This window comes from Halopseudomonas xinjiangensis (assembly GCF_900104945.1).
GTDB classification, from domain to species: domain Bacteria; phylum Pseudomonadota; class Gammaproteobacteria; order Pseudomonadales; family Pseudomonadaceae; genus Halopseudomonas; species Halopseudomonas xinjiangensis.
In genome coordinates this window covers 60,493-85,477 of the sequence record NZ_LT629736.1, presented here as the reverse complement: position 1 = coordinate 85,477, position 24,985 = coordinate 60,493, and the positions used below count along the sequence as shown (strand labels likewise).

22 protein-coding genes are annotated in these 24,985 nt (G+C 61.5%); 18 read left to right on the top strand and 4 right to left on the bottom strand.

Translation table 11 applies throughout. From position 1 onward, the window contains the following. The first annotated feature begins 110 nt into the window (after positions 1–110). The 4 genes from BLT85_RS00375 (at position 111) to BLT85_RS00360 (ending at position 3,457) form a co-directional block, all read left to right on the top strand. Entirely contained in the window at positions 111–2,288 is a 2,178-nt protein-coding gene (locus BLT85_RS00375; RefSeq protein ID WP_093391091.1) for a malate synthase G, read from the top strand. Positions 2,289–2,404: 116 nt separating this feature from the next. After that, a complete protein-coding gene (locus BLT85_RS00370) occupies positions 2,405–2,653 on the top strand; it encodes a hypothetical protein (RefSeq protein WP_093391089.1) in 249 nt (82 codons plus the stop codon). A gap of 10 nt (positions 2,654–2,663) precedes the next feature. Beyond that, a complete protein-coding gene (locus BLT85_RS00365) occupies positions 2,664–2,873 on the top strand; it encodes a DUF3565 domain-containing protein (RefSeq protein ID WP_093391086.1) in 210 nt (69 codons plus the stop codon). Positions 2,874–2,950: 77 nt separating this feature from the next. Beyond that, positions 2,951–3,457, top strand: a complete 507-nt coding sequence (locus BLT85_RS00360) for a DUF421 domain-containing protein (protein ID WP_157718089.1) — start codon at positions 2,951–2,953, stop codon at positions 3,455–3,457. Positions 3,458–3,466: 9 nt separating this feature from the next. Here BLT85_RS00360 and BLT85_RS00355 read toward each other — a convergent pair whose 3' ends face one another. Further along, on the bottom strand, positions 3,467–4,120 hold the full coding sequence (locus tag BLT85_RS00355; protein WP_093391080.1) for a DsbA family oxidoreductase: 654 nt from the start codon (positions 4,118–4,120) through the stop codon (positions 3,467–3,469). A 170-nt stretch (positions 4,121–4,290) separates the two neighbouring features. Between BLT85_RS00355 and BLT85_RS00350 the strand changes: the two genes are divergently transcribed. The 5 genes from BLT85_RS00350 (at position 4,291) to BLT85_RS00330 (ending at position 10,763) form a co-directional block, all read left to right on the top strand. Beyond that, entirely contained in the window at positions 4,291–6,120 is a 1,830-nt protein-coding gene (locus tag BLT85_RS00350; RefSeq protein ID WP_093391078.1) for a cation:proton antiporter, read from the top strand. 138 nt (positions 6,121–6,258) lie between these two features. Beyond that, positions 6,259–7,011 (top strand): phosphatase PAP2 family protein, encoded by a 753-nt coding sequence (locus BLT85_RS00345; RefSeq protein ID WP_093391075.1) that lies wholly within the window; start codon positions 6,259–6,261, stop codon positions 7,009–7,011. A gap of 65 nt (positions 7,012–7,076) precedes the next feature. Next, positions 7,077–7,766: an SDR family oxidoreductase gene (locus BLT85_RS00340; protein WP_093391072.1), complete on the top strand. Its 690-nt coding sequence runs from the start codon at positions 7,077–7,079 to the stop codon at positions 7,764–7,766. A 216-nt stretch (positions 7,767–7,982) separates the two neighbouring features. Next, on the top strand, positions 7,983–9,548 hold the full coding sequence (locus BLT85_RS00335) for a carboxylesterase/lipase family protein (RefSeq protein WP_093391069.1): 1,566 nt from the start codon (positions 7,983–7,985) through the stop codon (positions 9,546–9,548). A 135-nt stretch (positions 9,549–9,683) separates the two neighbouring features. Then, positions 9,684–10,763, top strand: a complete 1,080-nt coding sequence (locus BLT85_RS00330) for an AraC family transcriptional regulator ligand-binding domain-containing protein (protein WP_093391067.1) — start codon at positions 9,684–9,686, stop codon at positions 10,761–10,763. Positions 10,764–10,833: 70 nt separating this feature from the next. Here BLT85_RS00330 and BLT85_RS00325 read toward each other — a convergent pair whose 3' ends face one another. The 3 genes from BLT85_RS00325 to BLT85_RS00315 all read right to left on the bottom strand — a co-directional run bounded on the left by BLT85_RS00325 (position 10,834) and on the right by BLT85_RS00315 (position 13,175). Beyond that, entirely contained in the window at positions 10,834–11,610 is a 777-nt protein-coding gene (locus BLT85_RS00325) for a hypothetical protein (protein WP_093397194.1), read from the bottom strand. 339 nt (positions 11,611–11,949) lie between these two features. Continuing rightward, positions 11,950–12,747, bottom strand: coding sequence for a trehalose-phosphatase (gene otsB, locus BLT85_RS00320; RefSeq protein ID WP_093391065.1), 798 nt, complete (start codon positions 12,745–12,747; stop codon positions 11,950–11,952). Then, positions 12,744–13,175 carry a DNA methylase gene (locus BLT85_RS00315; RefSeq protein WP_093391062.1) on the bottom strand — a complete coding sequence of 144 codons (432 nt, stop codon included), beginning with the start codon at positions 13,173–13,175 and terminating at the stop codon, positions 12,744–12,746. Before BLT85_RS00315 ends, otsB begins: the two co-directional genes overlap by 4 nt. 139 nt (positions 13,176–13,314) lie before the next feature. On the opposite strand from BLT85_RS00315, the gene BLT85_RS00310 reads away from it, so the two are divergent. The 9 genes from BLT85_RS00310 (at position 13,315) to BLT85_RS00270 (ending at position 24,954) form a co-directional block, all read left to right on the top strand. Then, a complete protein-coding gene (locus BLT85_RS00310; protein WP_093391059.1) occupies positions 13,315–13,578 on the top strand; it encodes a DksA/TraR family C4-type zinc finger protein in 264 nt (87 codons plus the stop codon). A 338-nt stretch (positions 13,579–13,916) separates the two neighbouring features. Further along, on the top strand, positions 13,917–15,539 hold the full coding sequence (locus BLT85_RS00305; RefSeq protein ID WP_093391056.1) for a methyl-accepting chemotaxis protein: 1,623 nt from the start codon (positions 13,917–13,919) through the stop codon (positions 15,537–15,539). 21 nt (positions 15,540–15,560) lie between these two features. Then, positions 15,561–16,664 (top strand): hypothetical protein, encoded by a 1,104-nt coding sequence (locus tag BLT85_RS00300; protein ID WP_093391053.1) that lies wholly within the window; start codon positions 15,561–15,563, stop codon positions 16,662–16,664. 9 nt (positions 16,665–16,673) lie between these two features. Continuing rightward, positions 16,674–17,069: a type 2 periplasmic-binding domain-containing protein gene (locus BLT85_RS00295; protein WP_093391050.1), complete on the top strand. Its 396-nt coding sequence runs from the start codon at positions 16,674–16,676 to the stop codon at positions 17,067–17,069. Positions 17,070–17,332: 263 nt separating this feature from the next. Then, complete coding sequence (locus tag BLT85_RS00290) at positions 17,333–18,778, top strand: Nramp family divalent metal transporter (protein ID WP_197673858.1); 1,446 nt, start codon at positions 17,333–17,335, stop codon at positions 18,776–18,778. 128 nt (positions 18,779–18,906) lie between these two features. Then, positions 18,907–19,995 carry an efflux RND transporter periplasmic adaptor subunit gene (locus BLT85_RS00285; protein ID WP_093391047.1) on the top strand — a complete coding sequence of 363 codons (1,089 nt, stop codon included), beginning with the start codon at positions 18,907–18,909 and terminating at the stop codon, positions 19,993–19,995. Further along, positions 19,995–23,132 (top strand): efflux RND transporter permease subunit, encoded by a 3,138-nt coding sequence (locus BLT85_RS00280; RefSeq protein WP_093391043.1) that lies wholly within the window; start codon positions 19,995–19,997, stop codon positions 23,130–23,132. The genes BLT85_RS00285 and BLT85_RS00280 overlap by 1 nt, the downstream gene beginning before the upstream one ends. 38 nt (positions 23,133–23,170) lie before the next feature. Beyond that, the gene (locus BLT85_RS00275) at positions 23,171–24,154 is read left to right on the top strand and encodes a diacylglycerol/lipid kinase family protein (protein WP_197673857.1); all 984 of its coding nucleotides are present in this window, start codon (positions 23,171–23,173) and stop codon (positions 24,152–24,154) included. Then, positions 24,151–24,954 (top strand): metallophosphoesterase family protein, encoded by an 804-nt coding sequence (locus tag BLT85_RS00270; protein WP_093391039.1) that lies wholly within the window; start codon positions 24,151–24,153, stop codon positions 24,952–24,954. Before BLT85_RS00275 ends, BLT85_RS00270 begins: the two co-directional genes overlap by 4 nt. Positions 24,955–24,985: the final 31 nt, after the last annotated feature.

The following is a 24,985-nucleotide window of genomic DNA, read 5'->3' as shown; positions in this document are numbered from 1 at the left end:
TTCCATGGCTCGGGCATGATTTGCAACCGATCATCGTGTAACATGCTGCGTCTCCAAATTCCGAGTCCTGTGCGAGATCGCGCAGGTTGTCTGCAGAGTGAGGGTTTTCCATGACTGAACGCGTCCAAGTTGGCTCCTTGCAGGTTGCCAAGGTTCTTCACGACTTCATCAACCAGCAGGCCATTCCGGGTAGCGGCGTCGATGCCGGTGCGTTCTGGTCCGGCGTTGAAGCACTGATCACCGACCTGGCCCCGATCAACAAGGCGCTGCTGGCCAAGCGTGACGACTTCCAGGCGCAGATCGATGCGTGGCACAACCAGCGCGCAGGCCAGGCTCACGACCCGATCGCCTATAAGGCTTTCTTGCAGGAAATCGGCTATCTGCTGCCTGAACCGGCCGACTTCCAGGCTACAACCGAGAATGTCGACGAAGAAATCGCCCAAATGGCTGGCCCTCAGTTGGTGGTTCCGGTCATGAATGCCCGCTTCGCTCTCAACGCTGCCAACGCCCGCTGGGGCTCGCTGTACGACGCCCTGTACGGCACAGATGCTATTTCCGAAGAAGATGGCGCGACCAAGGGTCCGGGCTACAACGAAATCCGCGGCAACAAGGTCATCGCCTACGCACGCGCCTTCCTCGATGAGGCAGCCCCGCTGGCCCAAGGTTCCCACGTAGGTTCCACTGGCTACGTGATCAAGGACGGCAAGCTGGTCGTCTTCCTCGCTGACGGCAACCAGACCGGTCTCAAGGACGCAGCCCAGTTCATCGCCTTCCAGGGCGCGGCAGAACAGCCCACTGCGGTGCTGCTCAAGCACAACGGCCTGCACTTCGAGATTCAGATCGATCCGACCAGCAACATCGGCCAGACCGACGCGGCCGGCGTCAAAGACGTCCTCATGGAATCTGCACTGACCACCATCATGGACTGCGAAGATTCGGTCGCCGCCGTTGATGCCGAAGACAAGGTCGTGGTGTACAAGAACTGGCTGGGCCTGATGAAGGGCGATCTGGCAGAGAACGTCGCCAAGGGCGGCAACTCGTTCACCCGCACCATGAATCCCGACCGCGAATACACCAAGGCCGACGGCTCCAGTCTGACGCTGCATGGCCGCTCGCTGCTGTTCGTGCGCAACGTCGGTCACCTGATGACCAACGATGCGATCATCGACAAGGATGGCAATGAAGTTCCCGAAGGCATTATGGATGCCGCCGTCACCAGCCTGGTCGCGCTGCACAACCTCAACGGCAACAACACTCGCAAGAACACCCGCACTGGCTCGGTCTACATCGTCAAGCCGAAGATGCACGGCCCGGAAGAAGTCGCCTTCACCACTCAGCTGTTCGGTCGCGTCGAAGACATGCTGGGCATGAAGCGCAACACGTTGAAGGTCGGCATCATGGACGAAGAGCGTCGCACCACCATCAACCTCAAGGCCTGCATCAAGGAAGCCAGCGAGCGCGTGGTGTTCATCAACACCGGCTTCCTCGACCGTACCGGTGATGAAATCCATACTTCCATGGAAGCCGGCGCCATGGTGCGCAAGGGTGAGATGAAAGCAGCCAAGTGGATCGGCGCCTACGAGAACAACAACGTCGATATCGGCCTGGCCACCGGCCTGAAAGGTCGGGCGCAGATTGGCAAGGGCATGTGGGCCATGCCCGACCTGATGGCCGGCATGCTCGAACAGAAGATCGGCCACCCGATGGCTGGCGCCAACACCGCCTGGGTACCTTCGCCAACTGCAGCGACCCTGCATGCCCTGCATTATCACAAGGTCAACGTCTTCGAGCGTCAGGAAGAACTGGCCAAGCGCACCGCTGCTTCGGTCGATGACATTCTGACCCTGCCGCTGGCCGCCACGGCCAACTGGTCGAAGGAAGAAGTGCAGCAGGAGCTGGACAATAACGCCCAGGGCATTCTTGGCTACGTAGTGCGCTGGATCGACCATGGCGTTGGTTGTTCCAAGGTGCCGGACATCAACGATGTCGGCCTGATGGAAGACCGTGCCACGCTGCGCATCTCCAGCCAGCACATCGCCAACTGGCTGCGTCATGGTATCTGCACCGAAGAGCAGGTGATGGAGACCATGAAGCGCATGGCGGCCGTGGTGGATCGTCAGAATGAGCACGACCCGGCCTACAAACCGATGGCGCCGAACTTCGACGACAGCGTCGCCTTCCAGGCCGCAGTCGAACTGTGTGTCGAAGGTACCAAGCAGCCGAACGGTTACACCGAGCCGGTTCTGCACCGCCGTCGTCGCGAGTTCAAGGCCAAGTACGCCTGCTAAGCATCGCGCGATAAAAAAACCCGGCCAAGTGCCGGGTTTTTTTATGGTGTGTCGGCAAGGTCGTCCTGGTCTGGCTTGAACACTTCGAGCCGAGCCGGGTCTGAGCGTCCATGACAATGGAAACCTTCATCGACTTTTTGCAGTGGCCAGCCATGGTTGCGACGTTGATTGCTGCCTGGCTGGTTGGTTCGCGGCAAGCGCGCAAACGCAACTGGGGCTTTCTCTGCTTCATTCTGAGCAATGCACTGTGGATCATCTGGGGCGTACAGGCTCACGCCTGGGCGCTGATCACGCTGCAGGTCGGACTCTTTCTGATGAACCTGCGCGGCACAAAGAAGAACGCCGCACAGCCGGATCCTAGCTGACTCCAGGCCTATGCAACGCGCCATCTGCGGATTTCATCTCGACCAGGAACAACACTGGGTCGCCGAGCTGGAGTGCGGTCATTTTCAGCATGTCCGGCACAACCCGCCGTGGCAGGAACGCTTCTGGGTCACAACCGAGTCCGGCCGCCTGTCCCGGCTTGGACGCCTGCTAGAGTGCAAAAAGTGCGACCGCAACGACCCGCCAGATAACCTGCCATGACCGCCCGGCGCCTGGCCGCGGCACGCTCCGCGCATGCAGGTGTCGAAAGAGCATCGAATGAGAGAACGGAGGTAGCCATGGAATCGATCTGGGCGGAGGTCGTCAGCCTGCTCGGGCTCGACGCAGACCAGCTGAACGCCTGGCAGATGTCGTTGCGGGCCGCGCTCGTCTACGTCATCGGCGTAGCCATGGTTCGCCTGGGCGACCAGCGCTTCATTGGCAAGTATTCAGCGTTCGACGTGATCATGGCGATCATGATCGGCTCTGTCCTGAGCCGCGCAATTACCAATCCGGAAGACTTCTTCCCCAAGCTCGCCGCAGCGGTTGTGCTGGTGGTCATGCACTACGCATTCGCAGCACTGGCTTTCCACACCACATGGTTCGGCTCGTTGATCAAGGGCAAAGCCAGCAAACTGGTGATCGATGGCGAAATTCAGTGGGATGCAATGAGACGCGCCTACATCAGCGAGAAGGATCTAAAGGGCGCGCTACGTGAAAACGCAGGGGTGAACGACGTGAGCAAAGTAAAGGAAGCCAGGCTCGAGCGTAGCGGCAACATCATCGCCATCCTCAAGGATGACTGAGGTGATTGCTCAGTCGTCCTCATTTTCCCCCGTGATCTGTCGCAGCGCCTGGACCAGATAGGCCGGCTCCTGGGCGCCAGAGATCAGGTACTGCTCGTTGACGATGAACGCAGGAACTGCAGAGACCCCCGCCTCCTGATAACGCGCTTCGTCCTCGCGCACATCCTCCGCATACTCATCCGAAGCGAGCACACGCCTGGCCTCGGGGCCGTCCAGGCCGACCGACTCGACGCACCCGACCAGCACATCGGGATCAGCCACATTGGCTGCATGACCAAAGTAGGCGTCGAACAATGCCTTCTTCATCTCGGTCTGCCTGCCCTGTTCGCCGGCCCACTTCACCAGCCGATGGGCATCGAAGGTATTGTGTGTATAGCGTTCCTGCATGCGCGCGAAATTCAGTCCCAGATTACTGGCGATTTCCATCATGTTCGCCTGCGCCGCCTGCATCTCGTCCCGCGAGCGGCCGTACTTGCGACTGAGCGCTTCGAGAATCGGTTCGCCGTCAGCACTGGGATCCGGATTCAATTCAAAGGCGTGCCAGCGTATGTCGAAGCGCATCTCGCCCGCCAACTCCTGCATCGCCTGCTCCAGCCGGGCATAGCCAATCGCACACCAGGGACAGGCGATGTCGGATACGATGTCGATGTGTACGGTTTGCATCACAGAACCTCCCAGTGTTGGCATAGGCTCAGAGCCTAGACGCAAATCAACGGTTCATCCTCTCAATCGCCCAATCGGGTCGGCGGCGGAACTCCGCATCGATTCATTCGTCAGCTACATGACATTTCCTCAAGGAGCTTCGCTTGACCTCCGTTAGCCTAACCATCGCAATGATCGGCCTGGTGGCCTTCGGCTGCCAGTGGCTCGCCTGGCGCGTTCGCCTGCCGGCCATCCTGTTCTTGCTCGGCGCGGGGATCGTGCTTGGCCCGTTGACCTCGATACTCTCACCGGACGAGCTATTCGGCGATCTGCTGTTTCCTCTGATCAGCCTGTCGGTCGCGATCATCCTGTTCGAAGGGAGTCTGACGCTGGATTTCAGCGAGATACGCTCGCAGCGAGCGGTGGTTCAGCGACTCATTCTGCTGGGCAGTGCCGTGACCTGGGGCGTGGTCGCCATCGCGGCGCACTTTTTGCTGAATATCGAATGGGAGCTGAGCATCCTGTTCGGCGCGATAACCGTGGTGACCGGCCCAACGGTCATCGTGCCCATGCTGCGCACGGTGCGACCCACCCGCAACATTGCCAATATCCTGCGCTGGGAAGGCATTCTGATCGACCCGCTTGGCGCGCTGCTGGTGGTGGTGGTCTACGAGTTCATCGTGTCTCAGAGTCAGGCCGCGGGGCTCTCGCATGGCTTCCTGGCGTTTCTCAAGATACTGGGTGTCGGCACCGCGCTGGGCCTGCTTGGTGGCTGGTCGCTGGGCTTCATTCTGAAACGCGGATGGGTTCCGGCCTACCTGAAGAACCTCGCCACGCTCTCGGTGGTGTTCGCCATTTTCGGGCTCTCCGACTACCTGGCCCATGAATCAGGCCTGCTTGCCGTGACCTTGATGGGCATGTGGTTGGCCAACCAGAAACAGGTGCGCATCGAGGAGATTCTCAACTTCAAGGAGAATCTCAGCGTCGTGCTGATCTCCGGTCTGTTCGTGTTGCTGGCGGCACGGCTGACGCTGGATGACATCATCGCGCTGGGCTGGGCACCGCTGGCTTTGCTGGCCGTCATGCAGCTGATCGCCAGACCCGCAGCGGTGTGGCTGTCGTCGATCGGGTCGAGCCTGAACTGGCGTGAGAAGGCCTTGTTATCATGGATCGCTCCTCGTGGCATCGTCGCTGCGGCGGTATCGGCGCTATTCGCCATCCGTTTGCAGGAAGCCGGCTACGAAACAGCTCACACGCTCGTTCCCCTGACCTTCTCGGTGATCATCGGTACCGTGGTGTTGCAGAGCGCAACCTCGCGGGGACTGGCGAGATTATTGAAGGTGGCGGAGCCTTCACCCAGTGGCTTTCTGATCGTTGGCGCCAATCCGGTCGCTCGGGCTATCGCGCAGGCCTTGCAAGCGCAGGATTACCGGGTGCTGCTGACCGACTCACACTGGGAGCACATCCGTGACGCGCGCATGGACGGCTTGGACACCTTCTTCGGCAATCCGGTGTCGAGTTACGCCGACCACCACCTGGATCTGATGGGCATCGGCAAGCTGCTCGCGCTGTCGCCCCAGGCCGGGAACAATGTTGCCGCCGGCATGCGGTTTCGTTCCGAGTTTGGTGACGACAACATCTACACGCTGCTTTCGCCAGCCGATACCGATACCGCAGAAAAGCACCAGCTGGGCTCGGGGCACCGTGGCCAGGTCCTGTTCGGCCAGAACATGAGCTACAGCAAGTTCGCCAGCCTGCTGGCCCAGGGCTGGGAAATCAGAGAAACCAAACTGACCGATGCGTTCGGTTTCGACGACTTCCTCCAGGTACACGAGCACAACGTGGTTCCGCTGTTCGCCATCACGCCGAAAGGCCGCCATCAGGCGTTTGTCGAGGATGGCCAGATGAAGCCTGAGGCGGGCTGGAAAATACTCAGCCTTACCGCACCGCGGCCAGACGAAATCGTCCCGGCAAAACGCAGGGAAGGCCGCGCGACGCTGCCGCCTGACAACCCGGCATAACAGTTCGCGACAGCTTGCGAAGCCGGCGCGATCTCCGGCTGGCGTTCGCTCGCTGTGACAATTCGATGACAGATTCGGCGAACCGCAGGGCCGAAGACAGGTCGACTGATCAAGACCACGACTTCGACGCCGAGAACAATGATCGACACGCTTTTGCGAGACCTGCTCCCCCTGCTACTGATCGTAGCGGCCATTTACCTGACTCTCTTCACTGCACTGCGACGCATGCAGCCTGGCTGGTCGACCCGTCTGGAGGAACGACGCGTCGCGATTCTGCTGATTCTGGTGCTCATGGCCACGGCGCTGAAGGTCGGACAGGACGTGCTGGGCGCTGAAACCGGCGATTTCGACACTGCGGTTCTGCTGTATCTGAACGAACACACCCCTCCCGAGATAGTTCAGCTGTTCGCCTGGATAACGCTCACCGGGTCCTCCATGTTCCTCACGCCACTGATTGCCGCGGTTACCGCCCTGCTCTTCTTCCTGCGACAACGTGCCGAGGCGCTGCTGCTGGCCGCATCCGGCATCGGCGGCGTATTGATTGTCTACCTCATCAAGCGCGCAGTGGGGCGGGACAGACCCGCTCTGTGGGAGACCGAAGTCTATTGGGGATCGAGCTTCCCCAGCGGGCATACCCTGGGCGCCGCAGCCTGTGCCATGGCTCTGGCGCTATGCCTGCGCCGGGTGCGCCCAGGCACGCGCTCGCTGGGCTTGTGGCTGGCCTTGACCTGGATCGCGCTGGTCGGGCTGTCCCGTCTTGTACTTGGCGTGCACTGGCCAACGGATGTGATGGTCGCGGCCTGCATCGGCATCGCCCTGCCTCTGACGCTGAACCTCATGCTCGATACAGAGCGCGACCGCCAGCGCAGGCAACGCCGCGCTGGAACTTGATCAGCTCGCGCCTCTCCAAAGATGCACGGCCGTCGGACATCCCCCGGCTTTCAAAGGAGACCACCATGAGCGATCCAGTCCTGCTGATTACCGGCGCATCGTCGGGCATAGGCGAGGCGACCGCGCGCGAAGCAGCCAAGGCTGGGTATCGGCTGGTCCTTGCCGCCCGTTCGGAAGACAAACTTCGCGCAGTGCAGGAAGCGGTCGGCGGCCCTGAACGCGCGCTCATCGTTCGCTGCGACGTCCAGAGCCAGGAAGACCAGAAACAGATGGTCGAGCGCGCGCTGGACACCTTCGGGCAGATCGATGCGGTGTTTGCCAATGCCGGTCGAGGCGGCAGTGCCGGGGGCTTCAGCGGAGCCGATCCGGACAGCTGGCGCGACATGATCCTGACCAACGTCTACGGTGTGGGCCTGACGGTCCAGGCCTGCTTGCCCGCGCTGCGCGAAAGCCGCGGCCACATGCTGTTGACCGGCTCGGCGGCCGGACGCGTGACCATCGCAGGCTCAATGTACAGCGCCACGAAATGGGCGGTATCGGCCATTGGTTATGGGTTGCGCGAGGAAATCCGCGGAAGCGGTATCCGTGTAACGCTGATCGAACCCGGCATGGTCGATACGCCATTTTTCGATCAACCACCGGAGCAGGCCCTGGAGCCCGAAGACATCGGCCGGGCGGTGGTCTATGCGCTGTCGCAGCCGGCCCATGTGGACGTCAACGAACTGCTGATCCGCCCTACCCCTGCCATCAAATGAGCCCATGCTCCGCCGGAGCCTTCCGGCGGGTCCTGTGCAGCCACCTGCCAAATCCTGTGAAGAATGGAAACTCGCGTCATAGCCGACGCCGGCACGTCGTTCTACGATCGCCCGGTGTTCCGGCAAGCGGGACCAATCCATAACAATCGGCCCGAGCCATGCTCCCACGCGAGACGCAGCGGCAACGGGTGAGCCCTATAAGAACAGGAACAGCACATGTCGTTACACGATCACATCATGCCAGCTGGCAAATGGTTAGCCGGCGCCATCCTGGCCGCCTCTCTGACCGGTTGCCTGTCGAGCGGCGGAAGCAGTAGCAACAATACCGATCCGTTGATCAGCCAGACCAGCTCGGGCCCGGTGCGCGGGGAAGACCATACCGATTTCACCGCCTATCTCGGTATCCCCTATGCCAAGCCGCCGGTTGGCGAGCTCCGGTTCGCGGCGCCGGTGGCCCCGGACAGCTGGAGCGCTGTGCGCTCGGCCACTGAATACGGATCGGACTGCGTCCAGTCCACCGGCGGCGGAAGCGAGGACTGCCTGTATCTGAACGTATTCCGGCCGAAGACTGCTGGACCTCACCCGGTCATGGTGTGGATCCATGGCGGTGCATTCATATTCGGCTCGGGTGCCGGGAGTTACGTTCCGACTCGTCTGGTCAGCCATGACACGGTCGTGGTCACGATCAACTACCGCCTCGGACGCTTCGGATTCCTTGCGCATCCGGGCCTGTCGGCGGAAAGCGACGCCAATGCCTCGGGCAGCTACGGCATCATGGACCAGCAGCTGGCACTGAAATGGGTGAAGGAAAACATCGACAACTTCGGCGGTGATGCCGGCAACGTCACCATCTTCGGTGAATCCGCAGGGGGGCTGAGCGTACTGTCGCATCTGGTATCGCCAGCGTCGGAGAATCTGTTCGACAAGGCCATCGTGCAGAGCGGCTCCTATTCGCTGACTCAGACGCCGATGGCTACGGCTCAGACTGCTGGCGAGGCGTTTGCCACCGCAGTGGGCTGTGACAATGCAGACCCGGCGCAGGAAGTCGCCTGTATACGCGGCAAGACCCCCGGTGAGATCGCTGCCGTGTCGCCTGGCAGCGTGACCCCCACGCTCCGCCCGGACATTCTGCCGACATCGGTCGGCGCCGCCCTGGCTTCGGGCGCTTTCGCTCAGGTGCCTATCATCGCGGGCACCAACCTGGACGAATACGCCTACTTCCTCGCTTCGCAAACAACTCCGATCACCTCGGAGAACTATAAGGCGATCATTGGTGCCACGTTCGGCACTGCCGTCCTGCCGGCATACGACATGGCGCTATACGAAAACAGCCCGTCGCGTGCGGTAGTGGCTGCCTACACCGATTACGCCTTCGCCTGCAACGCATCGACTCAGGCCAATCGGATCCAGGCCAACGGCCAGGCGCCTTTCTACGCCTACGAGTTTGCTGACCGTGACGCGCCCCCGATCATTGATATTCCTGAATGGCTGGACGCCGGCGCCGCCCACGCGTTCGAGATCCAGTATCTGTTCGGTTCGGATGCGTCGTTTGGCACCCGCGCTACAGCGCAGCAGGTTGAACTCGCCAATGTGATGACCCGCGCCTGGACCAACTTCGCACGTTACGGCGATCCCAGTGCCACCGATGGTACCTTCGCCTGGCCGGAGTACAGCAGTGCCAACGGTCAGATGGTGTCGTTCGTGACGCCGGAGCCGGTGGTGTTCTCCGGCACGCAATTCCGCGCCACGCACCGCTGCTCCATTTGGGCACCGAACCCTTGAGCTGAATCCAAGGGTAAACGAACGCCGGCTGCCAGCCGGCGTTGGTTTTTATATACTGCGGCGAACACGACGGACCGCTCAGGACTTCAAGCGCCTGGCTCGACATTCAACAGTCCGCCCGTGCCCCGGAGCGTCATGGATTCAAACACCCGCATCATCCCGCTGCACCTGCATCCGCTGGGCTTTATCGAGAGCTTCGTGCAGTTTGGCGCGCCCTTGCCCGCGTTGCTTCAGCAGACCGGCATCGAACTCCATATGCTGGACAGCCCCACCGCAAAGATTTCCTACAACCAGCAACTACGCCTGCTGCATAACGGCATTTCGCTCTGCCACACGCCAGGACTCGGGCTGCTCGTCGGCATGAATTGGGACTGGGCGTTTCACGGCACGGTCGGCTTCGTTACGCAGTGCAGCCCGAGCCTTCGAGAGGCCGGCGAGGCATTCCATCGGTTCTCGATGATCGCCCAGCCTTATTACATGGTGTCGGTGGCCAAGCCGCTCGGCTATGTTGATGCGAATGACACCTACGTACTCCCCATACGTTGCTTTCAGACGTCGGACGCGCCGGCGGAGATGGTGCAGTTCGAACTGGAGTTCCGGCTGGCAATGTCGCTACGGTTGTGGGATGCGTGCGGTAACAAGAAGGTAGCCCGGCCGGATGTTCACGTCGAACTGGCGCAACCCGAGCCACGACACGCTGCGCTTTACCGGCAACTACCGTGCAAGAGCGTGACATTCGGCTGCACGGAATCGAGAATCGCCGCCCACCAGCAATTCTACTCCGAGCCATTCCGCCCGTACCGCCGGGCGCTGTTCGAGCAGCTGATCGCCCGCTGCGAGGAGGAGCTACGCCTGACCGGCTTGCAAATTTCCACTGCCGCAGCGGTACACATGCACATCCGCTCGCATTTCTCGCGCCAGCTGCAATTCCCGGCCAGCCCGGACAGGATCTACCGGCCGGTCTCGCTGGAAGATACTGCCCAGGCCTTGCACATGACACCGCGCACGCTGGCTCGCCGGCTGACCGACGAGAACACCTCGTTCCGGCGCATCCAGCACGACTTTCGCATCGAAGCCACGCTGTATCATCTCAAGGCGTCTCGTCTGGGCGTGGAAGAAATCGCCGAACTGATGGGTTTTTCCTGTGCCTCGAGCATGCGCCGAGCGGTCAAGGTCGCGATCGGCGAAACTATTGGGGTGGCGCGCTCGAAATAACCACGAACCGACGTTGTAGCTGACGGCGCCGCAGTCGAATCATACGATCAGCCCGCCCCTGGGCGAGCGATCAGATCTCCGGCAGCACCGGCGCTTCCGGCTCGGCCGCCGGCAGGTGGCGCTGGTTACGACCCAACAGGCGCTTGGCCAACCAGCTGTGGCGGTGCGGATTCCCGTAGTGATAGAGCGCAGTGGCGCGAAGCATGCTTGGATCGCACGGGTCGTTCGCGTGCAGGCTTCGGTATCCCCAGAACAGATATACGTTGCCTGGCTGCAGCTTGATTCGTACCGGTTTGAGCCATCCCCGTCCAATCAGCCATGAAGTCAGCTTCTGGCTCACCGTGTTGTGCAAGACCGCCTTTTCGATGACGTTGACCATCACACTGCGACGCACCGGCCGAATGTTGGGAAAGGTGATCAGGTCGCCGCAGTGCTGCCCCTCGGTCGGGATGACGATGGGTACCAGCGCGGTCAGGCCGGTCGCGTCGAAGTGAAAGAAGTGAGACTCCTTGCGCCCGGTGCGACCTTGCAGAAAGCGGATCACCGGGAAGGCTTTCTCATCTGGCGGCAGAGTCTGCTTGAGGCCTGTCTGGTATACCTCGTGAAGCATCTGCCGAAAGGCGGGTGAGGTACCTAGCTCTTCGAACAGGCTTCCATGCATGGCAGTGAGACCATGCAGGGCAAAATACTCGGGACCGTGCTCTTCCACCTGGCGCGAAATGAACTCACGCGCGTGCTGTAACTGCTCGCCAGAAATGAAATTATCCAGCACAGCAAAACCCTGGGTGTCGATGTCCCTGACGAGACGGACCACGGTGGCGGGCTCGACGGTCGATAACTCAAACATACAGAAACTCCTTTCCTGCATCTGCTGAGGATCATTGCGCGAAGCTGCAAGACTTCGGCTTTCTTTTGAAGCGCTCAGGCAGAACCGAATGCGGTCTGGTTCGGCGATGAAACGAAGCCGGGCGACGTCGACGCTTACGGCCGGCCACTGGAGAAAGCCCGAGGACATGCAGAAGAGGTCAGACGAGACCCACACTCGCTTCATCCTTGGCTGACGTTCCAGCTGTGTGGTTACGACTCGATGCGTAACAGGAAGTTTCATTGAATTCCTGTGAACGCCGAGGGCCGTTGCACCTCGAGGAGCCTGGCGCCGAGCGGGCTTCGCCAGCGGCCCACGAAGTCAGGCGCGGTTTTGCAGCGCCTCGAGCAGACCCGCGACGGCAGCTGACGATGGCACTCGGCAGGTCGCAGCGCTGGGTCTCGGTGTATCGGCGACCAGCACGCCGACCCCACCCAGCCCGGCTACGGACCGAAAGCCATCCTCGTCGGTGACATCATCGCCTATGAATACCGGCAGGTAGGAAGCAGGTTCGCTGCGCCGCAACTGCGCGCACAGCCACTCGATCGCCCGCCCTTTGTCCCAATCGATATCGGGACGCAGCTCCCAGACCTTCTTGCCCTTGGCAAGTCTCAGCCCGCTCATGCTCTGGCAGACCCGTTCGACGGATTCCCAGGCCAACTGCTTATCACCCTCCGCAGCCAGCCTGTAATGCACGGCAACGGCATAGCGCTTGCGCTCGATCAGTATGCCCGATGCAGAGCCAGTGTCTTCGAGCAGACGGTCGAACGCCTGATCGAGAGTCGGCAGCAGATGCCCTGCTTCAGGCGAATCCCAGCGCACGCCCGGGCCGGCAATATCGAGGCCATGGCTGCCGGCATAGATCAAGCCGGGCAGGCCGACGAGATCTTCCACATCGGTGCGTTCGCGCCCGCTGACGATGGCGACGGGATACCGCTGAGCCAGCTGTTGGAGCGTCCGTCGCACGTCTTCGCTGAGAGTGGCCTGCTCAGGCCGCGGCTGAATAGGCGCCAGGGTGCCGTCATAATCGAGAAACAGCGCCGGACTGGGTCCGAATCGCTCGACAAGCGAGTCGAGCGATTCACAATCTGGTGCCACAGTTGCCGCACTGGAACTCATGCCCACACATCACCTGCCTCACGGAGGAAAATCTCCACCGTCTTGGGTCCGATTCCCTTGAATTGTTCGAGACGCTTTTCCAGCTCCTTGCGGTCAGCGCTTGCTTCGAATATCGCTCCCACCTTGCCTCCATACTCCTCGTTGAGCTTTTTGCACATCTCAAGAAGCCGCTCGGCGGTCGACTCGTCGTAACGGGTGTAATTGCCTTCGCCGAGCATGTCGACAAGCTCCTGCCAGGTGCAGTTACACAACTTGCGCGGCGTATCGCGCCCGTGCTTTTCCACGATGACCTCATAGGTCTGCTTGGCAATATCCTGCTGAATGCGTTTGCCGAACAGGAAGCTGGCCAGGAACCACTTGAACAGCGACGACTCATCGCCCTTGCGCAACTTCAGGCCAAGATCGCCCGCGTTGATCTGTTCACTCACGGCTGTCTCCTTTATCGAACCCGTTATCAGCGGACCATGACACAGGGCCGGGGTTCGATAACCGCGACGGACCGTGAGGAACCCCGGCGGCGATGATCACTCAACTGTTCAGACAGGAATCGAACCCTAGGAGCGAGTCATGGCGACAGGCTGGGCAAAAGAAGGCGCGGTGCAGGATCAGATAGACGACACCGTCGGTGACGCCGTGCGCCGCGCGCGCAGCGAGCTACCCAAGGGCGACAGTCTCACCCATTGCGAAGAGTGCGACGAGCCGATCCCCGAGGCCCGTCGTCAGGCTGTGCCGGGCGTTCGCTACTGTATCGGCTGTCAGACCAAGCTGGACAAGGTGCGGCAAAATGGAGGTTTCAACCGTCGCGGCAGCAAGGACAGCCAGCTGCGCTAGCGACTATTCGGGTGACATTGATTTCCCCAACCCGGAACCCTTTGTGCCCGGGGTAGTGGCTACGCCTGGGCAAATACTCTTCCCTCCGCCACCAACCGGCCGTAGCTCGCGCCGAGCATCTGCTCTGGGCGTATGACGTGCGCGGAACTCCGGCCAGAGCGCAAGCGAGCGAACAACCGAAGCCATCGTTTATTTTTTGAGCCTCTCATGAAAGAGCGAGACTGGCCGATAAACACGTATGGCATGGTCAATCGACAGGCGTCAATGGAGTGACGAACGGCCAGCACCCAATAGCAGCATACTGATATCATCGCCGTCCTCGCTCCCCGGAACCAAAAATGCTCAAGAACTTGTCCCTTTCATATAAGTTGGCGCTCGCGCCTGCTTTGGCCTTGCTGGGCCTCATTCTTTACGTCGGGTACACCTCGTCTCAGCTGTCCACTACCGACTCACGGCTAACGGAGCTCGAATCGCGCAGCTATCCGACGCTGGAAGCCGCCGACAAGATCATTTTCCAGTTCTCGCGGCTGCCGGAAATCTTCAACAGCGCGGTCACCGCCGGCGAAGTAGCACAGCTGGAGGAGGCACGTCAGCTGACCTCCGATATAACCGCTGAGCAAGACACACTGAAAGCTCTCACCGCCGGACAGCCGGTGCTTGGCGATCAACTCGCGCGCTGGCAAGACGCGATCAGCCGCTACGCGGACAATGCCGCGAGCGCCTCCCGATCATTGATTGCCGGCGATGCATCGTTTGAAGATCTGCGTCCCAAGCTCAACAGAATGGCTTCGGATCTTGCCCAGGCGCAGGATCTCGGCACAGAGTTCCGCGCCAATGCTTACGCCGAATTTCAAAGCACCTTGGCAGTAACTCGCGAAGAAAACCAGGCTACTACCCGATTGGGAATCGCCCTTTGCGTGGTATTGATCGCACTGGTGAGTCTCGGGGCGATCGTAACCACCCGCAGCATCATGTCCAGCGTTCACGGTGTAATCGCCTCGCTGAAAGCCATCGCGAATGGCGACGGCGACCTGACTCGGCGAGTCAACGTCGACGCGCAAGACGAGATCGGGGAAATGATTCGGCTCTTCAATGGTTTCCTCGACAAGCTCCAAGACACTATTAGGAAGATCGTTACCGCAGCGAGCCCGCTCGGAGAAGTCTCACGCGAACTGTATCGCTTGACTCAGGACGCTTCCGATCACGCTCGCTCCCAACAGAGCCACACCGACTCGATCGGTCGCGACATTCTGACCATGACCGATACCATCCAGGACGTTGCCCAGCGCTCGCAACGCGCGTCGGAACAGGCGGAGTCTGCGGCACGCCAGACCGCGGGTGCCCGGCAGAGCATCGGCTCGCTGTCCTCGAGCATCAACGATCTCGGCGATAGCGTGATGGGCGCGATCGAGTCGATGTCGCGCCTGGAAGCGGAAACCCAGGAAGTGGGATCGGTGCTGACGGTTATCCGCAACATCGCCGACCAAACCAACCTGCTCGCCCTGAACGCGGCCATCGAGGCAGCTCGCGCCGGCGAACAGGGCCGAGGGTTTGCTGTAGTAGCCGATGAAGTGCGAAACCTGGCGCAGAAAACCGCCACATCAACGAACGAAATCCAACAGATCATTCAACGTCTTCAACACAGCGCCCATGAAGTATTGGATGTGATGACGGGCAACGGGGCGAAGTCGCAACAGAGTATCCAGCGCTCCGCCGAAGCAACGCATCTGCTCGACACAATCGCTGCAGCGGTAGACGAGATCAACCAGCTCAATGCCGGAATAGCCCGTCACACGCAGGAACAGATTGGGCTGTCGGCATCCATCGAACAAGAAACTCAAGTGTTGCAGCAGGACGCTCAAGCAACCGCCCAAGGAGCAGCAGCCACCGCACGCCTCGGCGAGCAGCTGATCGGTACCGAAGATCACCTGCGCGCGGCTACTGCCCAATTTCGCGTCTAATTTATCTGAGGAGCATTACCCATGACTATGTATCGCATGGTCGGCCTGGCCGCGTGCCTGGCCGCTGCGTTGCCGGCGTTTGCGCTGGACCAAAGCGACTACCGCTTCAACGGCTTCGGCACTGCAGCCGTTACCCGGCTCGGCGGCGAGGCCGACGGCCGCAGCTACGGCATGCAGGGCCAAACCAATGATTCCTGGCGTGGCGACGAGCTGTCGAAGCTCGGCGGTCAGTTTCAGTACGGCATCACCGACAGCCTGGACATCACCGCACAGGTAATCGCCCAGGCAGAGCATGATAGCTGGGAGGCCAACCTCGAATGGCTGTATGCCTCGCTCCAGGCCACCGACCGCCTGGTGCTGCGTGGCGGACGTTTGCGCAACCCGGTCTACATGTACTCGGAAACGCTGGACGTCGGCTTCACCTACCCATGGCTGCGTCTGCCTGACGAGGTCTACCATCAGGTGCAGATCAGCAACTACGAGGGCCTCGATGCGATCTACACACTTCCGTTGAGCTACGGCTCCGTGAGTTTGCAGGCCAACGCCGGAAAGGCGCTCAATCGCGACTATTTTCTCTACGACACCGTAGCGGACATGGACTATCGCAAGATCGCCGGCGCGAACCTGAGCCTGGCGACCAACGCCTTCGGTACCGTGCGTCTGAGCTACAGCGAAGCGGACCTAACGCTCGACGGCCTGCTTGATGGTCAGAAGGGCAAGTTCACTTCACTCGGTTATCAGTTCGATAACGGCACCTGGCTGACCGCCAACGAAGCCACTCGACTGGTAATGGAGGGCCCCGTAGCCAGCAAGAACGCGTTCTATCTCATGGGCGGCCGCCGATTTGGCAACTTCCTCCCGCATCTCACCTATGCCCAGCTTGACGAAGAAAAGGGCGGCGGTCGGCAGGTTTCGTGGACCTACGGGCTCAACTACAGCTTGCTGCCTAACGTGACACTGAAAGGCGAATACAAGCGTGTGGATACCTCTTCCGAAGGGGAAGGAGTGTTCGTCAAGACTGGTGCGGAATACTACAGAGAGCAGGTTCTGAAAGGCTCGTTTGGGATTCCAGCTCCTACCTACGACGGTGATATCGTCAGCGTTGGCATCGACTTCGTATTTTGAGGACACTTTATGAAACGTCTTATCTGCTCCATGCTGTTCGGTAGCATCTGCATCACCGCCAGCGCAGAAGTGGCCGTCATCGTCAATCCGGCTGCTTCGGCGGCGCCCAGCCAGTCGGAGGTCGCCAACATCTTCCTTGGCAAGGACAAGTCTCTGACAGCAGTTGACCAGCAGGGTTGGAGTGCTACCAAGGAAGCGTTCTATGCCGGTGTCGCCAGCAAGAACGAAGCCCAGCTTAAATCTTACTGGTCTGGACTGATCTTTACCGGCAAGGGCCAGCCGCCGGCAAGCGTAGCGGACGATAGTGCGGTGGTCGCAAAGGTTGCGGGTAACCCCGGCGCGATAGGCTATGTCGCCAGCAGCGCCGTCAACGATCAGATCAAGGTTCTCTTCACCCTTCCCTGACGTATCGCTCCCAATGAAAAGCCGGCCTTGCGCCGGCTTTTTTTGTTTGGCCTCACTGTGACTCGCACCATTAGGCCGTGTAGGCGAACCCCTCGCCGCTCCCCGAGGCACCGGCCCGGCTCAATTCGTATCGGCTTCGGCGGGAATGGCTTTCGAAGCGCTGTTTGGCATGGCTCGCGGAATCCCGCACAAGGGGGAACATTTTATGGCGTACAGCCATCGTAGCGGGTATGTATTGCGCTGGTATGACGACAGGAGGAACCTTGAGCAATCAGATGTTTCGCGACACGGTACCGTCCCCACCGACAGGACGCGACAAACTCAGTTGGTACGGGCCCGGCCTGTTGTGGATGCTCTCCGCGGTCGGCACCGGCTCCATCCTTTTCACCCCGCGCGTAGCCGCCGTATACGAATATCAGCTGTTCTGGCTGCTGCTGCTGGTGGTGTACTTCATGTGGGTGATGATCCGGGAAATGGCGCGTTTCTCCATCGTCACTGGCAAGACCATGCTCGAGGGCCTCTATGACCTCAAGGGGCCGCGTGGCTGGGCTGTGTGGCTGATTTTCGTGCCGCAGCTGCTGGCCGCCGCCGTCGGCATTGCCGGCCTGTCGGCAGTCGTGGGCAGTGCGCTGCAGTCATTCTTCCCCGGCAACACGGCGATATACGGCATCGCATTGGTGGTGCTGTGTACCGCCTTCGTTGCCAGCGGCCAATACATGCTGATCGAAAAGGCCAGTCGCTTCATGGCCATGCTGTTGATGATTGGCGTCCTGGTCGCGGCGGTGGTCGTCGGGCCCTCTCTACCGGCGATGGGTAGTGGACTGGTGCCCAGCTGGCCGGACGAGCCGGACCTGTACATCATCCTGCCCTGGGTAGGCACGATCCTCGCTGGGTCGATGGGCCTGGTCTGGTTCGGTTACTGGACCGCAACGCGGGGGTTCGGTGGCGGACTGACCAGCGCAGACCGCGAGGAAGATGAGCCGGAAGAGGCACAACGCGAGCGCGAGCAGGCGCAGAACGACCCGCAAGCGCGCGAAGATGCCGTCGAACGCGCACGCGCCTGGGTAAAACTGATGTCCGGCGCCGCTACGCTGGGCGTGGTCGGCGGCCTGGTGGTGATCACCGCGTTCCTGGTTCTCGGTGCCGAGTTGCTGGCTCCCGAAGGTGTGGTACCAGAGGGGACCGACGTTGCCGTGGATCTGGCGCGCCTGTTCTCCGACGTATGGGGCGAGGCCGGGCGTTACCTGCTGCTGATCGCCATCGTCGTCGCGCTTGGCGGCAGTGTGTTGGCTAATCAGGACGGTTGGGGTCGCAGCTTCGCCGACATGACGCTGATTCTGACCAGCCATCGCCGCTATGCGGCGGATCGCGGCTGGGCGCTTGGCTCGCTGGAATGGCTCAAACAGCGCACCGGACTGCCGATGCTGCAGCGCCGTTATATCAAGCGGCTGTACGTGGTGACCATTACCGGACTGGTGCCGATCGCCATCATTCTGGCCTTCAGCGATCCGGTCGCGGTCATGTCTGCCTCGGGCATCATTGCGGCCTTGCACACGCCGTTCATTGCGTTGAGCGCGCTGTACGTCAACCGCACGCGTCTGCCACGCGATCTGCAGCCAGGTCTGGCGATGACCATTTCGATGACGCTCGCCGGGCTGTTTTATCTTGGCTTCGCCGGGGTCTACCTGTGGGATCTGCTGAGCGGCTAGCCATTCGTCACGCCGCGCCCGGACACACGAGTTCACATACTTGCGCCGGTCCGGTGCGCTCACGGCCTGCCAGAGCCGGAAGATGGCGCTATGCTGTTGCGTTCCCGTGAGTAAGCAGGAGTGCTACGTTGTTCAGCCAATGGAGCCAGTGGAAGCGACCCTTGGGCCTCGCTCTCGGCGTATTCGCCCTAGCATTGACGCCAACCGCCGGAGCTCAGCAACCGGTGGTGCTGGGTGAGGTGGAGCGCGGTCCTTTCATCGACGAATACCGACTCAACGGCTCGGTGGTCGCCAGGCAACGCTCGGACGTATCGGTGCCCATCGGCGGGCTGGTGGTTGAGCGGCTGGTCGAGATCGGCGACCGCGTCGAGCGCGGCGACCTCCTGCTGCGGATGGACGACGAGCTGGCCCGCCTGGAGCGGGAACGAGCACAGGCCGAGGCAAGCGAAGCACAGGCGCGTCTTGAAGAAGCCCGCCGGTTGGCTGAAGAGGCCCGTTCGGTCGGCGCCGGCAACAATATTGCACGCACGGAACTGCGACGGCGGGAGAGTGAGGTCGGCATCGCCGAGGCAATGCTCCAGCGGACCCGGGCCAGCGAATCTCTGGCAGCCGCGCGCGTGGCACGCCACCGAATCACCGCGCCGATCGACGGCGTGGTCAGCAGCCGTAGCATCGATGTCGGCCAGTGGGTCGACCCCGGGACTGCGGTGTTCTCCGTGGTCGATACCGATGAGCTGTGGCTGGACTTCCAGGCGCCGCAGGCGGCTTATCCTCTCCTCGACGAAAGCACCTCCTTGCGCGTGCAGGGCTACGCCAGCCAGCCCGCCCACGAGGCCTCGATCGCCACCTGGCTGCCGGTAACCGACAGCCAGGCCAGGACTTTTCTGCTTCGCGCCCGCGCGCCCGATACGCTCAGCCTCACGCCCGGCATGGCCGTATCCGGAGTGCTGCGCCTGGCGCGGGAACAGCAGATGCTCTGGGTGCATCGCGATGCAGTCAACCGGTATCCGGAAGGTCGCACCACGGTGTGGGTCGCCCAACCGAAGGGCGATGAGCTCTACACGGTGACGGAAAAGCGGATCGAGATCGCCGGAACCGCTGGCGACCAGACGTATGTCAGCTCCGGCCTGACGGGCGATGAGATGATCGTTACCCGTGGCAACGAATCACTGCGCGAAGGCGCTGAAGTCGAACTGGCCGAGCGGACCGCCCGCTGATGTTCGCCGCGGTTGTACGCCACGGCATTCTGGTCACGGTGATCACGTTGATAGTGGTCATCCTCGGCATCGCCGCAGCGCTGCGCATTCCGGTGCAGATGATCCCCGATCTGGAAGTGCGCACTATCACCGTGGAAACCGGCTGGCCTGGCGCTACCCCGCAGGATATAGAGAAGGACATCGTCATCGAGCAGGAGCGCTTCCTGCGCAACGTGCCCAATCTGGATCGCATGGTGTCATCCTCGACCAGCGGCTCGGCCGAGATCGAGCTGGAGTTTCCCTTCGGCACCGATGTGACCCAGGCGCTGATCGACGTCAACAACGCCCTTAGTCAGGTCCCGGATTACCCGCGTAACGTCGACGAGCCGCGTATTGTCGCTGCCTCGTTCTCGGCCAATGCTTTCATGTACTTCCGCGTCGCCACGCTACCGGGCAATCCGCGGCAGCTGGATATCCGGCTGATGGAGCAGTTCGTCGAGGACCGGGTACGCCCACGTATGGAGGGCGTGCCCGGGGTGTCGGAAGTCACGGTTGGCGGAGGCGCATCGCGCCAGCTGCAAATCCTGGTCGATGCACAGGCGCTGAGTCAGAAAGGTCTCGGTCTGGTCGACGTGCGCGACGCCATTCGCGCCCGCAATCAGGATATCTCCGGTGGCGAGGTGACCGCGGGCAAGCGCCGCTACCTGTTGCGCACCATTGGTCGCTTCGAGACACCCGAAGCACTGGCATCGCTGGTGCTCTCTCGTGACGGCGACAGTATCGTGCGATTGAGTGACGTGGCCCAGGTCACCCAGGGTCGGGCGCGACTGCGTGGGCTGGACTTCTTCAACGGCGAGCCGGTGCTCGGCCTGCAGGTACGGCGTCAAAGCGGCTCGAACGTCATCGATATCAAGCAGGCCATGCTGGAAGAGGTCGAGGCAATCAATACTGAAGTCCTCGAACCCATGGGACTGGTACTGGCTCTGAATTCGGATGATGCACGCTACGTTCAGGCCTCGATTGCCAACGTCTGGACGAACCTGGGAATCGGCGCCCTGTTCGCCACGCTGGTGATGTTCCTGTTCCTGCGCTCGGCCAAGGCCACCCTGGTTGGCGTCATCGGCATCCCGCTGTGTACCGTCGCGGCGTTCCTCGGTCTGATGCTCGCCGGCCGTACCGTGAACGTAATTTCGTTGGCGGGTGTGGCCTTCGCCATTGGCATGACCATCGACAACAGCATCGTGGTGCTGGAAAACATCGAACGCTATCGCAGACAGGGCATGGATCGCCTCGCCTCGGCTGTGCAGGGCGTCAAGGAAGTATGGCCAGCGGTCCTCGCCTCCACCATGACCACTGTGCTGGTGTTTCTGCCCATCCTGTTCATCGAACAGGAAGCCGGGCAGCTGTATTCCGACGTAGCCATCGCCATCGCCAGCGCCATCCTGGCGTCGATGCTGGTCGCCACTACGCTCATACCTGCCATGAGCGCGCGTCTGGATTTCGGTCAGCGCGACGATCGCGACGATTTTCGGCGGCTCGGCTCGGCGCTGCGCTGGCTTCAGGCCTCGCGCGGGCGCCGCGTCACGGTGCTGGTGGTGACTCTGGCAAGCAGTGCACTGGTCATCCTCTTTCTGACACCGCCGGCTGAATACCTGCCAGAGGGCGAAGAGCCGAAAATCTTCGCTACCATGAGCCCGCCCCCCGGGTACAGTCTGGAAACCATGGCGTCCATCGGTGAGCAGGTGGAAGATTTCCTGCTTCCCCATGTCGGCGCGGATCGCGGCCCGTTCGAGCGTGGCGAAACGGCTATCCCTCCGCTGCGATCCCTGGGTATGACGAGTGATCCCAGCCGTGTGCGGGTCATCACCGAAACGCTCGATCCGGCGGATATCGAGATTCTCATGAAGGAAATCACCGCCTTCTATCGCAGTTTCCCAGGGATGCGCGCCTTTGCGGCGAAGGGCTCGATCATCTCCAGCAATGATGGCGGCACGCGCAGCATCAACCTGGATATTTCCGGGCCTAATCTAGCGGGAATATATGCCGCGGCCCAGGCCGCCGAACGCCGCGCGCGGGAGATCTTCGATGGGCCACGCATCCAGACGCAGCCACCTACGCTCAGTCTGGCGCAGCCGCTGATCCAGATTCGTCCCGACTGGACGCGCGCGGCCGAGCTCGGCTTGTCTGCCGATGACATCGGCTTCACCGTGGCCGCCCTGACCGAAGGTACCTACATCGACGATTACTTTCAGGATGACGAGAAGATCGACATCTATCTCTACGGCAAGGAGCGCGCCGAGCCGCAACTGTCCGATCTGCCGCAGCTACTGGTGCGTACGCCCGGCGGCGCGACATTGCCGCTGTCGACCGTCGCCAGCATAGAGGAAACCGTGGATACCAGCGCGATCCGCCGAGTCGACGGACGCCGCACGGTCACGCTGAACATCATCCCGCCCCGGGAAGTAGCATTGGAAACTGGCGTAGAACGCGTGCGAAACGAACTCATAGCCGTGTTGCAGGCCGACGGTACCTGGCCGGCTGACATCGCCGTCACCCTCTCGGGTGCCAGTGACGACCTCAACGCCACGCGCGACGCTCTGCTCGGCAATTTCATTATTGCGCTGGCCATCGTCTATCTGCTGATGGTCGCGATCTTCTCCCATTGGGGGTATCCGCTGCTGATCATGACGACCATTCCACTCGGTGTCGCCGGCGGCCTGGTCGGTCTGGCACTGATGAACCTGGTAGGCTCGCTGTTGCCCTTGTTCGGCATGCTGCCGCTCCGTCAGCCGTTCGACATGATCACCATGCTGGGTTTTCTGATTCTCATGGGTACTGTGGTCAACAACCCGATCTTGGTCGTCGAAGAGACTCGCAAGAACCTGAACGAAGCGGGCTCGGGACTGGTCGAAGCGGTAGGCGCCGCCGTGCAATCGCGGTTGCGCCCAATAGCCATGACCACCATCACCACCCTGTGCGGCCTGGCGCCGCTGGTGCTGTTTGGCGGAGAGGGCACCGAACTGTACCGGGGTCTCGGCGCCATCGTGCTGTTCGGTCTGTTAGGCACGGCGCTGGTGACCGTGACCTTTCTTCCGGCTTTGGTGATATTGGTGCTCGGACTCGGCAGACGAGTCAACAATCGTCCGCAGGCCGCGTAGCCGGCTGCGGCACAATAACCAGCGTGGCCAGGGACATCATGACCGCAACAGATACCATGCCGGCACCTTCTCCCGATGCGCTATCGGGACTCGAAGAAAAACCCTTTTTCATCGTTTTGAACGCAGGCTCCGGTCGTCGCGATGCGGACGAAACCAGCGAAGTCATCACCCGGCTGATGGCGGAGGCCGGACGCCGATTCGAACTCTTGCCAGTCACGGATCCCACCAGGCTGATCGAGACGGCCAGGACTGCGGTACGCCTTGCCCACGACCAGGGCGGAATCGTCGTGGCGGCCGGTGGCGACGGCACGCTCAACGCCGTGAGCAGCGTAGTGCTGGAAACCGGGCTGCCCTTCGGCATCCTTCCGCGCGGCACCTTCAACTACGTCGGCCGCGCCCATGGCATCCCTCAGGATACCGAGGCCGCCGTCCGTTGCCTGCTGCAAAGCCACATCAAGCCGGCGCAGGTCGGGTTGCTCAATGGTCGCCCCTTTCTGGTCAATGCCAGCTTCGGTTTGTACCCGCGACTGCTTGAGGATCGCGAAGCCTACAAGCAGCGTTATGGTCGCAGCCGGTGGGTCGCGCTCTGGTCAGCAGTCATGACGCTGGCGCATGCGCACCGTCAGCTCAAGGTTCAGGTGGAATATGGCGGCACGCATCGAACCCTGAAAACGCCGACCATTGTCGTGGACAACAACCCCCTGCAACTGCGCCAGATGGGCATTCGCCAGGAGGACGAACTCGAGCATGATCATCTGGTGGCCATCACCTCGCCACCGGTGGGCACGCTTGCGCTATACGGCATCCTCATCCGCGGCCTGCTCAGTCGTCTGGGCGAGGCGGATAACGTCATCACCTTCGCTTTCAACAGGCTGACCGTACACATGGGCAATCGCCGCCACATCAAGGTCGCCACGGATGGGGAAATTTTCCACGCCAGAGCGCCGCTGGTGTTCGAGGTGGCGCCGCACAAGCTGCAGTTGCTGGTGCCCCGCGCAGACGCCACGGAGGCCATACAGTGATACGTGTGCTGCAGATCTCCGACCCGCACTTCGGTACCGAACAGCAACAGGTGGTGGAAGCGCTGCTGCGCCTGGCCGACGAACTGGAACCTGAAGTGGTTCTGCTCAGCGGCGATATCACGCAGCGCGCCCGGCGCGAACAGTTCGAGGCGGCGCGGACCTTTCTGAAACGGTTCGAGCGCCCGGTGCTTGCAGTACCGGGAAATCATGACATCCCGCTGTTCAATCTGCCGGCTCGCCTACTCAACCCGTACGGCAATTACAGACGCTCGCTGGGCGAGGATCTGGAGCCGGAGTACGAGACCGATGACCTGCTGGTGGTTTCCCTCAACACCACCCGGCCCTCCCGGCACAAGGATGGTGAAGTCTCGCCCGAACAGGTAACGCGCGTTGCAGGGCGCCTGCGCCAGGCCCAGCCCCGTCAGCTTCGTATCGTCATGCAACATCATCCCGTTCGGGCGCGGGAGGAATGCGATGTGGAAAATCTTCTGCACGGTCGCGAAGAGGCCGTGCCGAGCTGGGTCGACGCCGGACTCGATGTCCTACTCGGCGGCCACATCCACCTACCCTATATCTGGCCACTCTATGGCAGCGAAGGCGAAGTGGGCCGCAAGGGCTGGACGGTGCAGGCCGGGACCGCCACCTCGGTGCGTATCCGCGGCGACATTCCCAACTCGGTGAACGTGCTCTGCTATGACAATAGCGGCGAGCATCGCATCTGCAGCGTCGAGCGCTGGGATTTCGTCTACGCGCAGGATCGCTTCGTCCGCGCCTTTGTCACCCCGATAGAGCTGGATTGACGCTTCACTCTCCGTTGGCGGCGACGAACGC